Origin of the sequence: Streptomyces sp. NPDC090798, assembly GCF_044768965.1 — a bacterium.
Classification (GTDB): domain Bacteria; phylum Actinomycetota; class Actinomycetes; order Streptomycetales; family Streptomycetaceae; genus Streptomyces.
This window is the reverse complement of sequence record NZ_JBIVXA010000001.1, coordinates 749486-767419: the sequence shown is the minus strand read 5'-3', so window position 1 is coordinate 767419 and position 17934 is coordinate 749486. Positions and strand designations below refer to the sequence as shown.

Here is a 17934-nt window from a genome sequence, read left to right as displayed (position 1 = left end):
CGTTCCCCCCGGGAAACAGCCGTGATGCGACCGGGTAACACCGGCGTCGCACGCTGCCGTGCATGACCTCGAACACGCCTGCTCAGACGACGGCGGCGAACGCCACCGACGGCAGCGCGCACACCATCGTGCTCGTCGGCCATGGCATGGTCGGCCAGCGCTTTCTCGAAGCGCTCGCCGAACGCGGCCTGACCGCCACACACCGCGTGGTCGTGCTGTGCGAGGAGCCGCGCCCGGCGTACGACCGCGTCCGGCTCACCTCGTACTTCTCGGGCCGCACTCCGGAGGAACTCTCCCTCACCGACGCCGAGTTCATCACCGCGCACGGCATCGAACTGCACCTCGGCGACCCGGCGGAGACCATCGACCGGGAGGCCAGGCAGGTCACGGCGCGCTCGGGTCTGGTCATCGCGTACGACACCCTGGTCCTCGCGACCGGCTCGTACCCGTTCGTCCCGCCGGTGCCCGGCAAGGACGCCGAGGGCTGCTTCGTGTACCGCACCATCGAGGACCTGCTCGCCATCGAGGAGTACGCGAAGACGCGGGCGACGACCGGTGCGGTGGTCGGCGGCGGCCTGCTCGGGCTCGAAGCCGCGGGCGCGCTGAAGGGGCTCGGACTGACCACGCACATCGTGGAGTTCGCGCCGCGTCTGATGCCCGTACAGGTCGACGAGGGCGGCGGCGCGGCGCTCCTGCGCACCATCCAGGACATGGGCCTGACCGTGCACACGGGCACGGGCACCCAGGAGATCGTCACCGGCGACGACGGCGCCGTGACCGGGATGAGGCTCTCCGACGGCTCCGAACTCCCCACGGATCTCGTGGTGTTCTCGGCCGGCGTCCGCCCGCGCGACCGGCTCGCCCGTGAGACCGGGCTCACGGTCGGCGAGCGCGGCGGCATCACGGTCGACGACCAGTGCCGCACCTCGGACCCGCACGTGTTCGCGATCGGCGAGTGCGCCCTCGCCTCGGACGGCCGGGTGTACGGCCTGGTCGCGCCCGGCTACAAGATGGCCGAGACGGCCGCCGCGACGATCGCCGCGGACGAGGCCAGCTTCACGGGCGCGGACCTGTCCACGAAGCTGAAGTTGCTCGGCGTCGACGTCGCGTCCTTCGGTGACGCGCACGGCGCCACCTCCGACTGCCTCGACGTCGTCTACTCCGACTCGCGCTCGGGCACGTACAAGAAGCTGGTCATCGGCCGCGACGGCGAACTGCTCGGCGGCATCCTGGTCGGCGACGCGGAGGCGTACGGCACCCTGCGGGCCTTCACCGGCTCCGTGCCGCCGATCGCCCCCGAGCAGCTGGTGCTCCCGGCGGGCGCGGGCGCCCCGGCCGCGCTCGGCCCCTCCGCGCTCCCCGACTCCGCGGTCATCTGCTCCTGCCACAACGTCACCAAGGGCACGATCCGCGGCGCGGTAACCGAGCACTCCTGCACCACCGTCCCCGAGGTCAAGAAGTGCACCAAGGCCGGTACGGGCTGCGGGAGTTGCGTCAAGGTCCTCGGCCGGCTCGTCAACGAGGAGCTGGCGGCCGGCGGCGTCGAGGTCGACCACGGCCTGTGCGGCTGCTTCTCCCAGACCCGCGAGGAGCTGTACGAGACGGTCCTCGCGCTGCGCATCCCCTCCTTCCAGGTCCTGCTGGACCGCTACGGCCGTGAGGGCGCCCGGGGCGGCGAGGGCTGCGAGGTCTGCAAGCCGGCCGTCGCCTCGATCATCGCCTCCCTCGCCCCGGCCATCGGCGCCGACGGCTATGTCCTGGACGGCGAGCAGGCGGCCCTCCAGGACACCAACGACCACTTCCTCGCCAACCTCCAGAAGAACGGCTCGTACTCGATCGTGCCGCGCGTCCCCGGCGGCGAGATCACCCCGGAGAAGCTGATCGTGATCGGCGAGGTGGCCCGGGACTTCGGCCTCTACACGAAGATCACGGGCGGTCAGCGCATCGACCTGTTCGGCGCGCGGGTCGAGCAACTCCCCCTCATCTGGGCGAGGCTGGTGGACGCGGGCTTCGAGTCCGGGCACGCGTACGGCAAGGCGCTGCGCACGGTGAAGTCCTGTGTGGGCCAGACCTGGTGCCGTTACGGCGTCCAGGACTCGGTCCGGATGGCGATCGACCTGGAGCTGCGCTACCGGGGGCTCAGGTCGCCCCACAAGCTCAAGTCGGGGGTCTCCGGCTGCGCCCGCGAGTGCGCCGAGGCCCAGTCGAAGGACTTCGGCGTCATCGCCACCGCGAGCGGCTGGAACCTGTACGTCGGCGGCAACGGCGGCGCCACCCCACGCCACGCGGACCTGCTCGCGCAGGACCTCTCGGACGCCGAACTCGTGCGCCTGATCGACCGGTTCCTGATGTTCTACATCCGCACCGCGGACCGCCTGGAGCGCACGTCGACCTGGCTGGAGCGGATTCCCGGCGGCCTCGACCACATCCGCGACGTGGTCGTCGACGACTCCCTGGGCATCTGCGCGGAACTGGAGTCACTGATGTCCGCGCATGTCGCCGCCTACCGCGACGAGTGGGCCGAGACCGTCAACGACCCAGAGAGGCTGGCCCGGTTCGTGTCCTTCGTGAACGCCCCGGACACCCCCGACCCGGTCGTCGGCTTCGTCCCCGAGCGCGGCCAGATCAAGCCGGACCTGCCGCTGCTGAGCATCGGCCGCCGCCCCTTGGAAGCCCTGGAAGGAAGCGCCCAGCGATGACCCTGGCACCCGAAACGACCACCCTCACCGTCCAACTCCGCCTGACGGACTCCTGGTTGTCCCTCTGCGACCTGTCCGCGCTGACGCCGGGCCGTGGAGTCGCCGCCCTGCTCCCGGACGGCGGCCAGGCGGCCGTCTTCCTCGACCGCGCGGGCCGGATGTACGCCATCGACAACCGTGATCCGTTCAGCGGCGCGGCGGTCCTCTCCCGCGGCCTGATCGGCTCCCGCCAAGGCCGCCCGTTCGTGGCCTCGCCCCTGCTGAAGCAGCGGTTCGACCTGGAGTCGGGCCGGTGCCTGGACGACGAGACGGTACGGGTGACGACGTACGAGGTCCGGATTTCCTGACGGCCGCGTCACCCCGGGCTTACTTGACCGATCGTTCTACGGTCGCACGCATGGCCAGGACCAAGGAATTCGACCCGGACACCGCGCTTGAGTCGGCCCTGGAGCTGTTCTGGCGGCGCGGCTACGAGGCGACATCGATGACGGACCTCGTCGAGCACCTCAGCGTCGGCCGCGCCAGCATCTACGCGACCTTCGGCAACAAGCACGAGCTGTATCTGAAGGCCCTGGACCGCTATCAGCAGGCGCGCAATCCGCAGCTCCTGCGGGAGCTGTCCCAGCCGGGTCCCGCACTGCCCGCCGTACGAGCGGTGGTACGCCGCTTCGCGACCGAGGCGACGACCGAAGGCAGGCGCCTGAGCGGCTGCTTCGTCACCAACACGGCCGCCGAACTGGCACCCCACGACACGGCCGCGGCCCGCCGCGTCGAGCACAACTGGGACCATCTCGAAACCCTGCTGCACTCGGCCCTGGTCCGCGCGCAGGCCCAGGGCGAACTGCCCGCCGACCGGAACCCGCTAGCCCTCGCCCGCATGCTGCTGGTCCTGATGCAGGGCCTACGGGTGGTGGGCAAGGCGTCCGCGGACCCGGCCCGGGTCCAGGACGCGGCAAAACAGGCGCTGGCGCTGCTCGACTGACATTGCCCCCTGCTCCCAGCGGGCGCGCTGCCATTGAGCCATACCCCGATGATGAACCGATCAGTCAAGAAAAGGGATTTCCATGGCCACCCGTTTCTCCGGAAAGACCGCCCTCGTCACGGGCGCCGGTTCCGGCATAGGCCGGACCACCGCCCTGGCGTTCGCCGCGGAGGGCGCGCAGGTGGTCGTCGCCGGCCGCACCGCCGCATCGCTCGACGAGACGGTCGCGCTGATCGAGGCCCGGGGCGGAAAGGCGCTGGCGGTGACCGCGGACGTGTCACGCTCGGACGAGGTGCATGCCCTCGTCGAGGCGGCCGTCGACCGTTTCGGCTCCCTGGACGTGGCGGTGAACAACGCGGCCGTCTTCCACGGCGGAACACCGCTGGCCGACCTCCCGGAAGCCGACTGGCACGCCGAACTGGACATCAACGTCACCGGCGTGTTCCTGGCCCTTCAGGCGGAGATCCGGCAGATGCGGACGCAGCCGTCCGGCGGTGCGATCGTCAACCTCGCCTCCGCGATCGGCCTGCACACCCGCCGCCCCGGCGTCGCCGCCTACGCCGCCGCCAAGGCCGCCGTCACCGCGCTGTCCCGCGCCGCGGCCCTCGACCACATCGCCGACGGGGTCAGGATCAACGTCGTCAGCCCCGGCGCCTCCGCCACCACGATGTCACTGCGGCCGGGCGAGTCGGAGGCCGAGCGGGTGGAGCGGGTACGTCACGAACTGCCGCTGGGCCGCGTCTCGAAGACCGAGGAGGTGGCGGCGGCCGTCCTCTACCTGGCGTCGGACGACGCGGCGTCGATCGTCGGCACGGACCTGGTGGTGGACAGCGGAACCGCCCTCTGACGCGGACCGGGGACCGAGGTCACTTCAGAGCGTCGTACGTCACGCCGGTGAGCTGCTCGGAGGCGCTCCAGAGGCGCTCGCCGACGGCGTCGTTACGCGTCCATCCGGCCCGCCAGGAGCTCGCGGGCGCACCGCGCCACATCGCGAACGAGGGTCCGGTGAACGAGTCGGGCCGTACACCGGGCGCGGTGGCGGCGTACAGCGTGGGCAGCGCCCCGGCGTCCGGGCTCTGCGCGAAGAGCCGGTTCCCGATCTCCATGACCCGCTCGGCGCCCTTGCGCCCCGCGAGCTTCGGCCCGGCGGTCTGGAGGTTGGTGGAGGCGTACCCGGGATGAGCGGCGGCAGCGACGACATCGGACCCGGCACCGGCCAGCCGCCGCGCCAGCTCATGGGTGAACAGAAGATTGGCGCTCTTGGACCGCCCGTAGGCGACCCAGCGCCGATACCCGCCGCGCTCGCTGTCGAGGTCGCGGATGTCGATATTGGCGAGCACGTGGAACATGCTCGACACGGTCACGACGCGGGCGCCCGGGGTGGCGAGCAGCGCGGGAAGCAGCAGCCCGGTGAGGGCGAAGTGCCCCAGATGATTGACCCCGAACTGGGTCTCGAACCCATCGGAGGTGCGTGCGAACGGCAGGGCCATGACCCCGGCGTTGTTGACCAGCACATCAAGCCGCTCGCCGTACACAAGGTCGAACATCGCCGCGAACTCCGCCACGGAGTCGAGATTCCCGAGGTCCAGCCGTACGAACTCCACGTCCGCGCCGGGTACTTCGGAGGTGATCCGGTCTCCCGCCTCACTCCCCCGTGCCTCACTCCGACAGGCGAGCACGACCCGCGCCCCGCGCCGCGCGAGCTCACGCGCCGTGACGAACCCGATCCCGCTGTTGGCCCCGGTGACGACGGCCGTACGGCCACGCTGATCAGGGATGTCACTCACATTCCACCCGGCCATACCCAGACCCCTCTCCACCACTGCTCACCACTCACCGCCACTCACCGCCACTCACCGTACGCTCAGTCTCGCCTGATCAACTCGGGATCAATCCTCCGCCCCACAAGCGGCAACGCGCCCACGGCGGCCACGACCAGCACCCCGAGAGCACACGCGAGCAGCAGCGGAACCCCGCCCCCGTCCCAGAAGACGGCCCCGCCCCCGGTGACCAGATAGCTCGACTCGGCCATCTTCCCCACCACCACCGCCAACACCAACCCCACAGCCAACGGCAACACCACCTGCACCACCTGCACAGCCCGCAACGTCCGCGCCCGCGCCCCCAGCAGAGCCAACGCAGTAACCTGCGGCCGCCGCTCGACGGCCCGGTCGGTGGCCGCGACGAGATAGGCGGCCACACCGATGATCAGGCCGAGGATCATGCCTACGGCCAGGAGGGTTTTTACGACGGTGATCTGTTGGAGTGCCTCGACCGCCAGGCCCTGAGGGAGGACGATCGCAGTGGGGGCGACACCACCGATGCCGTCGAGGACACGGCCTACGGTCTGGAAGTCGGAGTCGCTGATCAGGATGAGAGTGGCACTCTCCGGGCGAGTGTCCCGCGGCACCATCGACGGCGGCACCAGGATCGCTCCGCTGCTGACCACCTGGGCGTCCACGGGGTCGCGGAAGCGAACTTTCTGATGCGGCACGGTGAGTTTCAGGTCACGGGTGTGCCGGCCGCCCCGCATGGCGTAAGAGACAGCGTCTCCCGCCCGGATACTCTCCTGAACCTGCGTAGAATCCCACAGCCACAGAGGCCGACCGTCCACGCACCCTTCAACCGCCCGCACCGCCCTGCGCAGTTGGGTGCAAGTGGCCATCACCGCGTTGGCTCCCTGCGCCGTCACCGCATCGCCACGCCGCTCGGACTGCATGGCAACGATGTGCGCCCGCAGGTCTGGCAGGTTTTCGAGTGCATGTTGCTGGGACGCGTCAGTCTGCTCAAGCAGCACGTCGTACCGCTGGACGGGCGAGGTGTTCTTGGAGACCTGGTTCAGCTCAATGAGCACACCTTGTGCAAGCGAAGCCACGAAGACCAGCAGGACGAGACCCGTCGCCACCCGGAGCGCGCCACCCGGCTCGGCCTCGTTACGCCGCATCGCGAGGCTGAGGGACAGCGACTGTGTTGAGCGCGCCGTCCGTCGAGCCAGGTACCGGGACAGCGCGGGAAGTGACAGCGCAAGCCCCGCACCGACCAGAATCACCGCCGATGGCACGAGCACCGAGGACAGTGCCGTGCTCGTGGGTGCATGCCCGGTGGCTCCGGCGATGCAGTAGCCCGTCAGAATGCCCATGCCTGCGGTCAACGGCAGGAATCCCCACCTTGACGGCGGCTTCTCCACCGCGCTGCGCCGGACAGCCAGCGGGTTCGCTGCTGCCTTACGTGCGCTGGCACGGCCTACATACCAGGCGAGTGCTGGACAGCCCACGAGGCACACCAGAAGGGTCGAGGCGGACAAGGCCCCATCGGCCGGGTACCACTTGAATCCGGGCAGACCGATCCGCGAGACGAGTTGGTTCACGACCTCGTACTCGCCAAGACCCAGAACAGCACCCACGCCGGCCGCCGCGACTGTCTCTGCGGCATTCACTCGTTGAGTACCCCTCACACTCAGTCCCAACAGACGGAGCGCAGCCAGCCGACGCGTCCGCTCGGCCGCAGAGAGACGTGCGCACACGGAGAGGAAAACTGCGAGGGGGAGCAGCACGACTGCGGCCATCGTGAAGCGGACGATGTCGAGAGTGGAGGCCTCCACGGTGGGGTCCGGCGCATAGTCCGAGCCCCACTGCTTCACGGGATAGCCGTCGGACAGTTCGGCGCGGGTCATGCCCACGTATGCGACGAGTTCATCCGAACGAGCGAGCCCTTGAGCTCCAATCAGCCCAGCCTCCTTACCCGGAAAACGCTGAGCCAACGCCGGTTCGTCTCGCAGCAGTCGATGCAGACGGGGAGAGACGATCACTTGGCCGTCTCGTGGAAGCGACTTCAGACCGGGCGGCGGTTCGATCGACGTCGTCCCACGTGCGATGAAGATCCGGGTGAGAGGGGCTGCACCGTAGGGGTCGGTGCGGCTGAGAGTCAGCGGAAAACCGTCGCGGATCGACTGACCGGACTGATCCCGCGGGACAACCGGCTGCCGGGCCGCGATGCGTCCGTCCTGCGCCGCGATGATCCCGGGAATGGCGAGCACGATGGCCAGACAGCACACACCGAGCGATCCGCCCACCGCCATGAGCACGAATCGCGCACGGTTGCCGCGCCCGCTGCCGAACAACAGCCGAAGCCCCAAAAGGAGTTCCTTCATGCCACGTCCTGTTCTCGGGCGAGCACACCGTCGGACATTGTGTAGCGGCTGTCCGCACGGGCCGCGACCTTCGGGTCGTGGGTAACGAGGACGACCGCCGTGCCCTGCGATCTTGCGAGGGTTAGGAATTCCTGCAGCACGGTGGCGGCGTTGGCGCTGTCGAGCGATCCGGTCGGCTCGTCGGCGAAGACTACGGTCGGCCGATGCACGAGGGCGCGTGCCACGGCGACCCGTTGGTTCTGACCGCCCGACACCTGTGAGGGGCGCCGCTCCCGCAGTTCGGCAAGCCCCAGTCGTCCCAGCACCTCTCCTGCGGCGGCGAGCGCCTTGGCCTTGCGCTGCCCGGCCAGTCGCAGCGGCAAGGCGGCGTTCTCCTCAACGGTCAGTTCGGGCAGCAACTCGCCGTGTTGGAAGACGAATCCGAAACGGTCACGGCGCAGGGCACTGAGTTCGTCGTCTCCGAGGGTGCCCAATGGTTGTCCCTCGAAGCGGACTTCGCCGCCTGCGACGGGCAACACTCCCGCCAGGCAGTACAGGAGGGACGATTTACCCGAACCGCTCTGCCCGCTGACAGCCACAACCTCGCCCTGGCTGAGCGCAATGGAAGCGCCCCTGACGGCATGCGACTGCCCGTAGTACAGATCGATCCCTCTGGCCGACAGGACTACTGACGTACTGATGTGAGCCTCCAAGTAAGGCGGGAAGGAACGGACCCGGGCCTATGCCCGGGTCCTGGGCATCGGACAATCCGCCTACGGCTTGAAGTGGTTTTTGAACGAGCAGTTGTCCGGCCGGAGGGATCCACGATCACGACAGGCGCGCAGATCCGCGTCGTCGGTGTACTGCTGGGCCCCGTCCCAGTTCAGGTGGTGCATGAACACCGTCTGCCGCTGCTTGCCGTTGTAGCGAACCCAGTCGTGCCCTTCGACGCGCACCTGCATATAGACGTTGTGACCGTCACTGGCCGAGGCATCCTTGAGATGCCCAGTCCACTCGAAGGCGCCATGGTTCTGGCCGGCCGCATTAAACCTGTACTGCCCCTTGTCGAAGGTCACACCAGTCGGAGTCATTTGCGGCAGATCATGCCAAGACCCCGCCATCGACGTCCCAGCCCCAACGAGAAACACCCCGGCCGCCACCATGCCAACCATCGCCGTCTTCATCTGTCACCCCTCTACCTCCCGAAGACCCCAACGGCCCCCAGGAGTTACAGAAGGTAATGGATCAGTAACGCGCTGAATCCTTTGGCCTGGGAATCGCCATCCCATCAGGTGATCCGGAAGCACGAGAAGCACGAGCGGGCGTCGAGCTCGGGGACCAGCGTCTGGACGTTGCGTAGCCGTTCGGAAGCGGGAGACTGGGCGGCGGGGCAGCGTTGTGGTGCGGGGTTCTCGCGGGCGAGGGTCTCCGGGGCCGGCCGTCCCGACCCCGGCCATGTCCGCCGCCGACGCCGTCCCCGACCCCGGCATCAACAAATCCAAGTCGTGGACGAGGACCCCGGCCTGAGTGAGGAGCCGCGGCGGCCTGGCGGCGAGGCCGAGCTGAGTGCGGCCCCGTACGGAGGGCTCGACGCCGCACGACGGGGCGGCACCTCCGCACAAGGTGCCGCCCCGTTTCTTTCGTACGCCGGAGCCGTCGGCCGTCGGTGAGGGTCAGGGTTGACCGTCGGCGGCCCCGGAGTTCCAGCGCGCTAGCGGTGGTCGCTGCCCTTCGCCGTCGACGCCGCGCGGCCCGCCTCCAGGCGTGCCACCGGGATCCGGAAGGGGGAGCAGGACACGTAGTCCAGGCCCACCTCGTGGAAGAAGTGGACGGACTCGGGGTCGCCGCCGTGTTCGCCGCAGACTCCGAGCTTCAGGTCGGGGCGGGTGGCGCGGCCGGCCTGCACGGCCGACTTCACCAGGGAACCCACACCGTCCTTGTCGATGGTCTCGAAGGGGGAGACGCCGAAGATGCCCTTCTCCAGGTACGCGGTGAAGAAGCTCGCCTCCACGTCGTCCCGGGAGAAGCCCCAGACGGTCTGCGTGAGGTCGTTCGTACCGAAGGAGAAGAACTCGGCGGCCTCGGCGATCTGCCCGGCGGTCAGAGCGGCTCGCGGGAGTTCGATCATCGTGCCGATGGCGAGCCTGAGGTTCGTGCCGGCAGCCGCCTGCACCTCCGCGATGACCTGGTCGGCCTCCTCACGGACGATCTCCAGCTCCTGGACCGTACCGACGAGGGGGATCATGATCTCGGCCCGCGGGTCGCCCTTGGCGTTCTTGCGCTCCGCCGCCGCCTCCGCGATCGCCCGCACCTGCATGGTGAACAGGCCGGGGATGACCAGGCCCAGGCGTACGCCGCGCAGACCCAGCATCGGGTTCTGCTCGTGCAGGCGGTGCACGGCCTGGAGCAGGCGCAGGTCGTTCTCGTTGGCGTCGCCGCGCGACTCGGCCAGCGCCACGCGTACGGACAGTTCGGTCACGTCCGGCAGGAACTCGTGCAGCGGCGGGTCCAGGAGGCGGATCGTCACCGGGAGGCCGTCCATCGCCTCGAAGAGTTCGACGAAGTCCTTCTTCTGGAGGGGCAGGAGCTCCTTGAGGGAGTCCTCGCGCTCCGCCTCCGTGTCGGCCAGGATCAGGCGCTCGACCAGTTCGCGCCGGTCGCCGAGGAACATGTGCTCGGTGCGGCACAGGCCGATGCCCTGCGCGCCGAAGCGGCGGGCACGGAGGGCGTCCTCCGCGTTGTCCGCGTTGGCGCGCACGCGCAGACGGCGGACCCGGTCCGCGTACGCCATGATCCGGTGCACGGCCGCGACCAGCTCGTCCGCGTCGTCGGCGCCCGCGTGCATCCGGCCCTCGAAGTACTCGACGACCGGGGAAGGCACGACCGGGACCTCGCCCAGGTAGACCTTGCCCGTGGAGCCGTCGATGGAGACGACGTCGCCTTCTTCGATGACCACTCCGCCCGGGGCGGTCATACGGCGCCGCTTGGTGTCGACCTCGAGCTCCTCGGCGCCGCACACGCACGTCTTGCCCATGCCGCGCGCCACGACGGCGGCGTGCGAGGTCTTGCCGCCGCGCGAGGTCAGGATGCCCTCGGCCGCGATCATGCCGTCCAGGTCGTCGGGGTTGGTCTCACGGCGGATCAGGATGACCTTCTCGCCCGAACGCGACCATTTGATCGCGGTGTACGAGTCGAAGACCGCCTTGCCGACCGCCGCGCCCGGCGACGCCGCGATGCCCCGGCCGATCTGGTCGACCTTCGCCTGGTCGTCGAAGCGCGGGAACATCAGCTGCGCGAGCTGGGCGCCCGTCACACGCTGGAGGGCCTCCGCCTCGTCGATCAGGCCCTGGTCCACGAGCTGCGTGGCGATACGGAAGGCCGCACCCGCCGTGCGCTTGCCGACGCGGGTCTGGAGCATCCACAGCTGGCCGCGCTCGATGGTGAACTCGATGTCGCAGAGATCCTTGTAGTGGTTCTCCAGGGTCTCCATGATCTGCATCAGCTGGTCGTACGACTTCTTGTCGATCGACTCCAGCTCGGCGAGCGGGACCGTGTTGCGGATGCCCGCGACCACGTCCTCGCCCTGGGCGTTCTGGAGGTAGTCGCCGTACACGCCCTGGTGGCCGGATGCGGGGTCGCGCGTGAACGCCACGCCCGTGCCCGAGTCGGGGCCGAGGTTGCCGAAGACCATCGAACAGACGTTGACCGCGGTGCCGAGGTCGTGCGGGATGCGCTCCTGGCGGCGGTAGAGCTTGGCTCGGTCGGTGTTCCAGGAGTCGAAGACCGCGTGGATCGCGAGGTCCATCTGCTCGCGCGGGTCCTGCGGGAAGTCCCGGCCGGCCTCGGCCTTGACGATCCTCTTGAACTTGGTGACCAGCTTCTTGAGGTCCGCGGCCTCCAGCTCCGTGTCGACCGTGACCTTCTTGGCCGTCTTCGCCGCGTCCAGCGCGTCCTCGAAGAGCTCGCCGTCGACGCCGAGGACCGTCTTGCCGAACATCTGGATGAGACGGCGGTACGAGTCCCACGCGAAGCGGTCGTCGCCGGCCTGCTTGGCGAGGCCCTGGACCGACTTGTCGGAGAGGCCGATGTTCAGCACGGTGTCCATCATGCCCGGCATGGAGAACTTCGCCCCGGAACGGACGGATACGAGGAGAGGGTCATCGGCCTGGCCGAGCTTCTTGCCCATCTTCGCCTCGAGGGCGTCGAGGTGCGCGCTCACCTCGTCACGCAGTGCCGCAGGCTCCTCGCCGCTGTCGAGGTAGGTCTTGCACGCCTCGGTGGTGATGGTGAAGCCCGGAGGGACGGGAAGGCCCAGGTTGGTCATCTCGGCGAGGTTCGCGCCCTTGCCACCGAGGAGGTCCTTGAGGTCCTTGTTGCCTTCGGTGAAGTCGTAAACGAACTTCGTTCCCTCAACGCCGGTGTCGCCGCTCTCGGCTACATGGGGATCTTTGTTTTCCGACACGAGTCTCGACTCCTCGACGTCGCGGTGGCTGCCCTGACGGCGAGGAACATACCCAGATCGAAGGCGCCTGGGTACGTCTACTTGCACGTCATGCGCCTGTAACCACCCGTCCGCCACTCGATTGAAAGTCAAGCCTTGGCAAGCGGTCACGGAGTGATGTTTTCACTTCTTGAACGAATCAGCGCCCTCAGATGCAAGTATACGCTCAGATGAGCGGTCACCAACACGTCTGAGTTTAATCGATGAACGATCAAGGGGTGGCACTGAGTGCCACCCCTTAGGGAAGTGCAGTCGCCCAAGATCCGCTCATCTGAGCGCCACCCCTATCAAGGGTGGCGAGAATCACGCAGTAAAGACGGCCTGAATTTCATCATGCGGACCACGATGCGGACACCACCCGGACGCGACCCGGCCGCGACCCGGCCGCGACACACGGATGTCACACACCCCGCCGCTCCGTGGGCGTCACACACCCAGCGCCGCCAGCCGTTCCTCCACCCGCTCCGGCGCGTACAGGTACTCCACGACCAGCGCACCGGCCCCCACCAGCCCCGCCCGCTCCCCGAGCCGCGAGGTCACCACGTCCAGATGAGCGGTCGAACGCGGCAGCGCCCGCTGGTACAGCAGCTCGCGCACACCCGTGAGGAACGGGGTTCCGGCCAGATCCCCGGCGATCATCAGCACGCCGGGGTTGAGCAGGGTCACCACGGTCGCGAGTACGTCCCCGACCTGGCGCCCCGCCTCCCGCGCGAGCGCCATCGCCTCCGGGTGTCCGGCCGTCAGCAGGTCGCGCACATCCGATCCGGAGGTGGCCGGGACGCCGGACTCGGCGAGCCTGCGCGCCACCGCGCCACCGCTCGCGACGGCGGCCAGACAGCCGTACGAACCGCACCGGCACAGCGCGTCCGCGCCCACCCGGATGTGCCCGATGTCCCCGGCGCCCCCGTCGACGCCCCGGTAGATGGAGCCGCCGACGACCATGCCCGCACCGATACCGGTGGAGACCTTGACCAGGGCGAACGCCGAACAGTCCGGATAACCGGTGCGCTGTTCGCCGTACGCCATGAGGTTGGCGTCGTTGTCGACGAGTACGGGGATCCGGGTGCCGCTCCCGGTGATCCCGGGGCTCGTGGTGCCACCGGCACTACTGGCGCCATCGGCGCTACCGGCGCTCTTGACGCCGGCGTGCTCGGCGAAGGCACGTCCCAGGCGCCCGCGTATGTCGTAACCGTCCCAGCCCGGCATGATCGGCGGCTGCACCACCTTGCCGGTGTCGGTGTCGACCGGGCCCGGCACCGCGAGCCCGATCCCGCACACCGCGTCCGCGCGCTGCCCGGCCTTCTCCAGCAGCTCGGCGAACCAGCGGCCGAGCTCGCCCAGCACGGCGTCCGGGCCGTCCTCGATGCGCAGGCCGCCGTGGTGCTCGGCCTGGATCTCACCGCTCAGCGAGACGACGGCGGCCCGGCCGTGCCGGGTGTCGAGGTCGGCGGCGAGGACGACGGCGTGCTCGTCGTCGAACTCGAGGGTGATCGAGGGCCGGCCGCCCTGGGGGGAGTCCACCGGGCCGCCCGCACCCTCGCGCAGCCAGCCCGCACGGAAGAGCCGGTCGAGGCGCTGGCCGACCGTGGCCCGCGACAGACCGGTGGCCTGCTGCAGCGCGCCGCGCGTCGTGGCACGCCCGCTGCGCACCAGTTCGAGCAGTTCCCCGGCGCTTGCCTGATGCCCGGCCCTCATGGCCTTCGCCGCCCTTCCCGCCATCCCCGCCATGCCTGTCATGCCCAACCCCTTGCGTTCACCAACTCTGCATTACATATTGAGTTTTGCGTGTTAAATAGACGTAACCCTACGGTAGCTAGTGCCGAACCGATCGGCCGGACGTCTTCGGGGAGACTGAGTGGACAGCACAACCCAACTCACCATCCGCCGCACGGGAATCACCGCCCCCGTGCGCACCTCGGGTTCCCCCGCTCCGCCCGGTTCGCACGAGATCACCCACTCCGGCGCGCATGTATACGATCCCGACCGGCCCGCCGGGTCGCTGCACCTCAGGGCCGCCCGGGTACTCGAAGGCAACTGGACGGGAACGTCCACGGTTCCCTCGCACGGTCTGTATCCGCACCAGTGGTCCTGGGACTCCGCCTTCATCGCGATCGGGCTGCGCCACCTGTCCCCCTTGAGGGCGCAGACGGAACTGGAGACGCTGCTCGGCGCCCAGTGGGGTGACGGCCGGATCCCGCACATCGTGTTCAACCCCTCCGTTCCGCTCGACGCCTACTTCCCGAGCCCCGACTTCTGGCGCTCCTCGACCGCGGGACGCGCTGCGGGCGCCCCGCGCACCGTACAGACGTCGGGCATCGTGCAGCCACCGGTGCACGCGCTCGCCGTCTGGCTGGTGCACCAGGCCGACCCGGGTCTGTCCCGGTCGCGCTCCTTCCTCTCCCGGATGTATCCCCGGCTGGCCGCCTGGCACCGCTATCTGCTGCACCGGCGGGACCTGGGCGGCGGCGGGCTCGCCTCCGTGGTCCACCCGTGGGAGCAGGGCATGGACAACAGTCCGTGCTGGGACGCCCCGCTCAGCCGTGTCACCCCGGCCGCGCCGCGCTCCTTCCGCCGCGCCGACCTCGACCACGGGTCCGCACAGGACCGGCCGACGGACCTCGACTACGGGCGGTACGTGCGACTGGCGACGGACTACCGGGACGGTGGGTACGCCGACGGTGCCGGCGAGTTCGCCGTCGAGGACCCCGCGTTCAACGCGCTGCTCATCGCCTCCGAGCACGCGCTCGCCGCGATCGCGCAGGAACTGGGCGCGGCGGGGACAGCGCGGCACGCCCGCGCGGAACGGTTGACGGCGGCGCTGGTGGAGCGCCTGTGGGATCCGGCGGAGGGGATGTTCTTCTGCCGGGATGTGTACGGCGGGGATGCGCGCGACGGGGGCGAGAGCGGTGCTCACGGGTCGGAGCGGCGCTCTCCCGAGAGCGGTGCTCTCGCACCGGGGCGGCGCTCCGCCGAGAGCAGTGCTCACGCTTCGGAGCGGGGCTCACGCCAGAGCAGTGCTCACGACTCGGAGCAGCGCTCACGCCAGAGCGGTGCTCTCGCCTCGGAGCAGCGCTCTCGCACCGGTGCGCTCATCGCCGAGCGCAGCGTGGCCGGGCTGCTCCCGCTCATCCTCCCCGCACTCCCCCGCGACATCGCCGCCACCCTGGTCCGCACGGCGGGCGGGCCGCACTTCGGGCTCGGCGGGGTGGCCCGGCTGGCGCCGAGTTACGACCTGACCGGGCACGCCTTCGACCCGCACCGCTACTGGCGCGGCCCGGCGTGGTTCAACACGAACTGGCTGCTGGAGCGCGGGCTGCGGCTGCATGGGGAGCACGGGCGCGCGGAGGAGTTGCGGGCGGCGCTGCTGGAGACGGCCGACGCGTCCGGGTTCGCGGAGTACGTGGATCCGTACACCGGCGAGGCCTGCGGCGCGCTCGGCTTCAGCTGGACGGCCGCGCTGACGCTGGACCTGCTGCACGAGCCCGCGGGGGCCGACCGGGTGGATCGGCCGGATCTGATGGATCGGGCGGATCGGTCGGCCCAAGTCGTGTCCCATCCGGGGCACCGCGCGTTCGACAACGTACACGGCACACCGCCACACGCATCGCACGCATCACGCACGCCACGCACGCCACACAGTTCATTCGAGACGGGCGCCAAGGGAGGGGACCGGGGATGACGGACCGGCATCATCTGCTCGTGCACGGTGGGACGTTCGCCGCCGTGGGCGACGGCGGGGACATCAGCGGGGTGCGCAGTGGCAGCTCCCCGGACGGGTTATTCGTACGGGACGCCCGGCACCTCAGCCGCTGGCAGCTGACCGTCGACGGCGCGGTGCCCGAGGCGCTGACGCCGGTCGCGGACGGCGACACGGCGCGCTGTGTGCTCGTCCCGCGCGGCGGGCGCAACGAACCCCCCGCGTACACGCTCTTCCGTGAACAGGCCGTCGCCGACGGCGCGTTCGTGGAGGCGCTGCGTGTCACCAGCAACCGCCCGTCGCCCACGACCGTGCGCCTCGCGCTCACCGTGGACGCCGACTTCACGGACCAGTTCGAGCTGCGCTCCGACCACCGTACGTACGCCAAGATCGGCGCCGTACGAGGGCGTCAAGTCCTCGACGACGGGGTGGAGTTCAACTACCAGCGCGGGGAGTGGCGGTCCTGTACGACGGTCACCTCCGAGCCGCCGCCGGACGGGGTCGAGGAGACCGGCACCGGCGCCCGCCGCCTCGTATGGACGCTGGACCTCGAACCGCACGCCTCGGCGGAGCTGGCGCTGCGCGTCGCGGCCCGCCCGCACGGGGCGCTGAAGGACCCGGAGGTGCCCGCCTCACCCTCCGCGGCGAATGAGCGACTCCTCGCGCTGGAAGGCGAGTTCGCGGACGGCGTGCCCTTCCCGACCGGCTGGCCGGAGCTCGCGGCGGCCTGTGCGCGCGGGCTGTCCGACCTCGCGGTGCTCCAGGTCCCGGCGACGGGCCCGGACGGCGAGGAGCTGCGGGTGCCGGCGGCCGGAGTGCCGTGGTTCCTCACGCTCCTGGGCCGCGACGCCCTGCTGACCTCGCTGTTCGCGCTCCCCTACCGCCCCGAGCTCGCCGCCGCCACGCTGCCCGCGCTCGCCGCGACGCAGGCGGTCGAGGTGGGAGCGGGTGCGGTGGCCCAGCCCGGCAAGATCGTGCACGAGGTGCGCCACGGTGAGCTGGCGCACTTCGGGCAGGTGCCGTACGGGCGGTACTACGGTTCGGTGGACGCGACGCCGCTGTTCCTGGTGCTGCTCGGCGCGTACACCGAGCAGACGGGTGATGTGGCCCTGGCCCGGCGGCTGGAGGCCAACGCCCGGGCGGCGATCGGCTGGATGCTGGACCACGGCGGTCTGACCTCCGTCGGCTATCTCGTCTACCGCGCGGACGGCGGCGGTCTCGCCAACCAGAACTGGAAGGACTCCCCCGGCGCGATCTGCTCCGCCGACGGGAGCCGTCCCAGTGGGCCGGTGATGGCCGCGGGCGCGCAGGGATACGCCTACGACGCGCTGCGCCGCACCGCCCACCTGTCCCGTACGGTCTGGGGCGACGAGGTCTACGCCGCTCTGCTCGAACAGGCGGCGGGCGACCTCCGTGACCGTTTCCAGCGGGACTTCTGGATGAGTGAACACGCCTTCCCGGCGCTGGCGTTGGACGGTGACGGCCGTCAGGTCGACGCCCTCGCCTCGGACGCCGGGCACCTGTTGTGGTCGGGGCTGCTCGACAAGGAGTACGGCGAACTGGTCGGCCACCGCCTGCTGGAGCCGGACTTCTTCTCCGGCTGGGGCGTGCGCACCCTGGCCGCCGGCCAGCCGGCGTACCACCCGTTGTCGTACCACCGCGGTTCGGTCTGGCCGCACGACAACGCGCTGATCACGCTGGGGCTGGCCCGCTACGGCCTGCACGACGAGGCACGGACGGTCGCCCACGCGCTCGTCGACGCCGCCACGGCCGCCGGCCACCGTCTGCCGGAGGTCCTCGCGGGGTACGGCCGCGAGACACACGGGGAGCCGGTGCCGTATCCGCACGCGTGCGTACGGGAGTCCCGTTCGGCGGCGGCGCCCTTGGCGTTGCTCACGGCGGTCGGGGGCGCTTGAGAGAGCCTCC

Annotated in this window: 12 protein-coding genes; 6 read left to right on the top strand and 6 right to left on the bottom strand. The window is 70.0% G+C overall.

Annotated features, from left to right (window positions below; translation table 11 throughout):
• The first annotated feature begins 62 nt into the window (after window positions 1-62).
• The 4 genes from nirB to ACIQTP_RS03500 all read left to right on the top strand — a co-directional run bounded on the left by nirB (window position 63) and on the right by ACIQTP_RS03500 (window position 4528).
• Complete coding sequence (nirB, locus tag ACIQTP_RS03515; protein ID WP_403395801.1) at window positions 63-2699, top strand: nitrite reductase large subunit NirB; 2637 nt, start codon at window positions 63-65, stop codon at window positions 2697-2699.
• Window positions 2696-3046 (top strand): nitrite reductase small subunit NirD, encoded by a 351-nt coding sequence (gene nirD / locus ACIQTP_RS03510; protein ID WP_403395798.1) that lies wholly within the window; start codon window positions 2696-2698, stop codon window positions 3044-3046. The genes nirB and nirD overlap by 4 nt, the downstream gene beginning before the upstream one ends.
• Before the next feature lie 50 nt (window positions 3047-3096).
• The gene (locus tag ACIQTP_RS03505; protein WP_403395797.1) at window positions 3097-3681 is read left to right on the top strand and encodes a TetR/AcrR family transcriptional regulator; all 585 of its coding nucleotides are present in this window, start codon (window positions 3097-3099) and stop codon (window positions 3679-3681) included.
• 82 nt (window positions 3682-3763) lie between these two features.
• A complete protein-coding gene (locus ACIQTP_RS03500; RefSeq protein ID WP_403395796.1) occupies window positions 3764-4528 on the top strand; it encodes an SDR family NAD(P)-dependent oxidoreductase in 765 nt (254 codons plus the stop codon).
• A 19-nt stretch (window positions 4529-4547) separates the two neighbouring features.
• Here the strand turns inward: ACIQTP_RS03500 and ACIQTP_RS03495 are convergent, their stop codons facing one another.
• From ACIQTP_RS03495 to ACIQTP_RS03470, 6 genes are all read right to left on the bottom strand, one after another.
• Window positions 4548-5483: an oxidoreductase gene (locus ACIQTP_RS03495; protein ID WP_402036455.1), complete on the bottom strand. Its 936-nt coding sequence runs from the start codon at window positions 5481-5483 to the stop codon at window positions 4548-4550.
• Between the two features lie 62 nt (window positions 5484-5545).
• A complete protein-coding gene (locus tag ACIQTP_RS03490; RefSeq protein ID WP_403395792.1) occupies window positions 5546-7831 on the bottom strand; it encodes an ABC transporter permease in 2286 nt (761 codons plus the stop codon).
• On the bottom strand, window positions 7828-8478 hold the full coding sequence (locus ACIQTP_RS03485; protein WP_403396087.1) for an ABC transporter ATP-binding protein: 651 nt from the start codon (window positions 8476-8478) through the stop codon (window positions 7828-7830). Before ACIQTP_RS03485 ends, ACIQTP_RS03490 begins: the two co-directional genes overlap by 4 nt.
• Before the next feature lie 105 nt (window positions 8479-8583).
• Window positions 8584-8994: a hypothetical protein gene (locus ACIQTP_RS03480; protein ID WP_403395790.1), complete on the bottom strand. Its 411-nt coding sequence runs from the start codon at window positions 8992-8994 to the stop codon at window positions 8584-8586.
• Between the two features lie 527 nt (window positions 8995-9521).
• Complete coding sequence (ppdK, locus tag ACIQTP_RS03475; RefSeq protein WP_402036387.1) at window positions 9522-12272, bottom strand: pyruvate, phosphate dikinase; 2751 nt, start codon at window positions 12270-12272, stop codon at window positions 9522-9524.
• 465 nt (window positions 12273-12737) lie between these two features.
• Window positions 12738-14048 (bottom strand): ROK family protein, encoded by a 1311-nt coding sequence (locus ACIQTP_RS03470; protein WP_403395787.1) that lies wholly within the window; start codon window positions 14046-14048, stop codon window positions 12738-12740.
• Window positions 14049-14166: 118 nt separating this feature from the next.
• On the opposite strand from ACIQTP_RS03470, the gene ACIQTP_RS03465 reads away from it, so the two are divergent.
• On the top strand, window positions 14167-15990 hold the full coding sequence (locus ACIQTP_RS03465) for an MGH1-like glycoside hydrolase domain-containing protein (RefSeq protein WP_403395785.1): 1824 nt from the start codon (window positions 14167-14169) through the stop codon (window positions 15988-15990).
• Window positions 15987-17924, top strand: coding sequence for a glycogen debranching N-terminal domain-containing protein (locus ACIQTP_RS03460; RefSeq protein WP_403395783.1), 1938 nt, complete (start codon window positions 15987-15989; stop codon window positions 17922-17924). Before ACIQTP_RS03465 ends, ACIQTP_RS03460 begins: the two co-directional genes overlap by 4 nt.
• The last annotated feature ends 10 nt before the right edge of the window (window positions 17925-17934 follow it).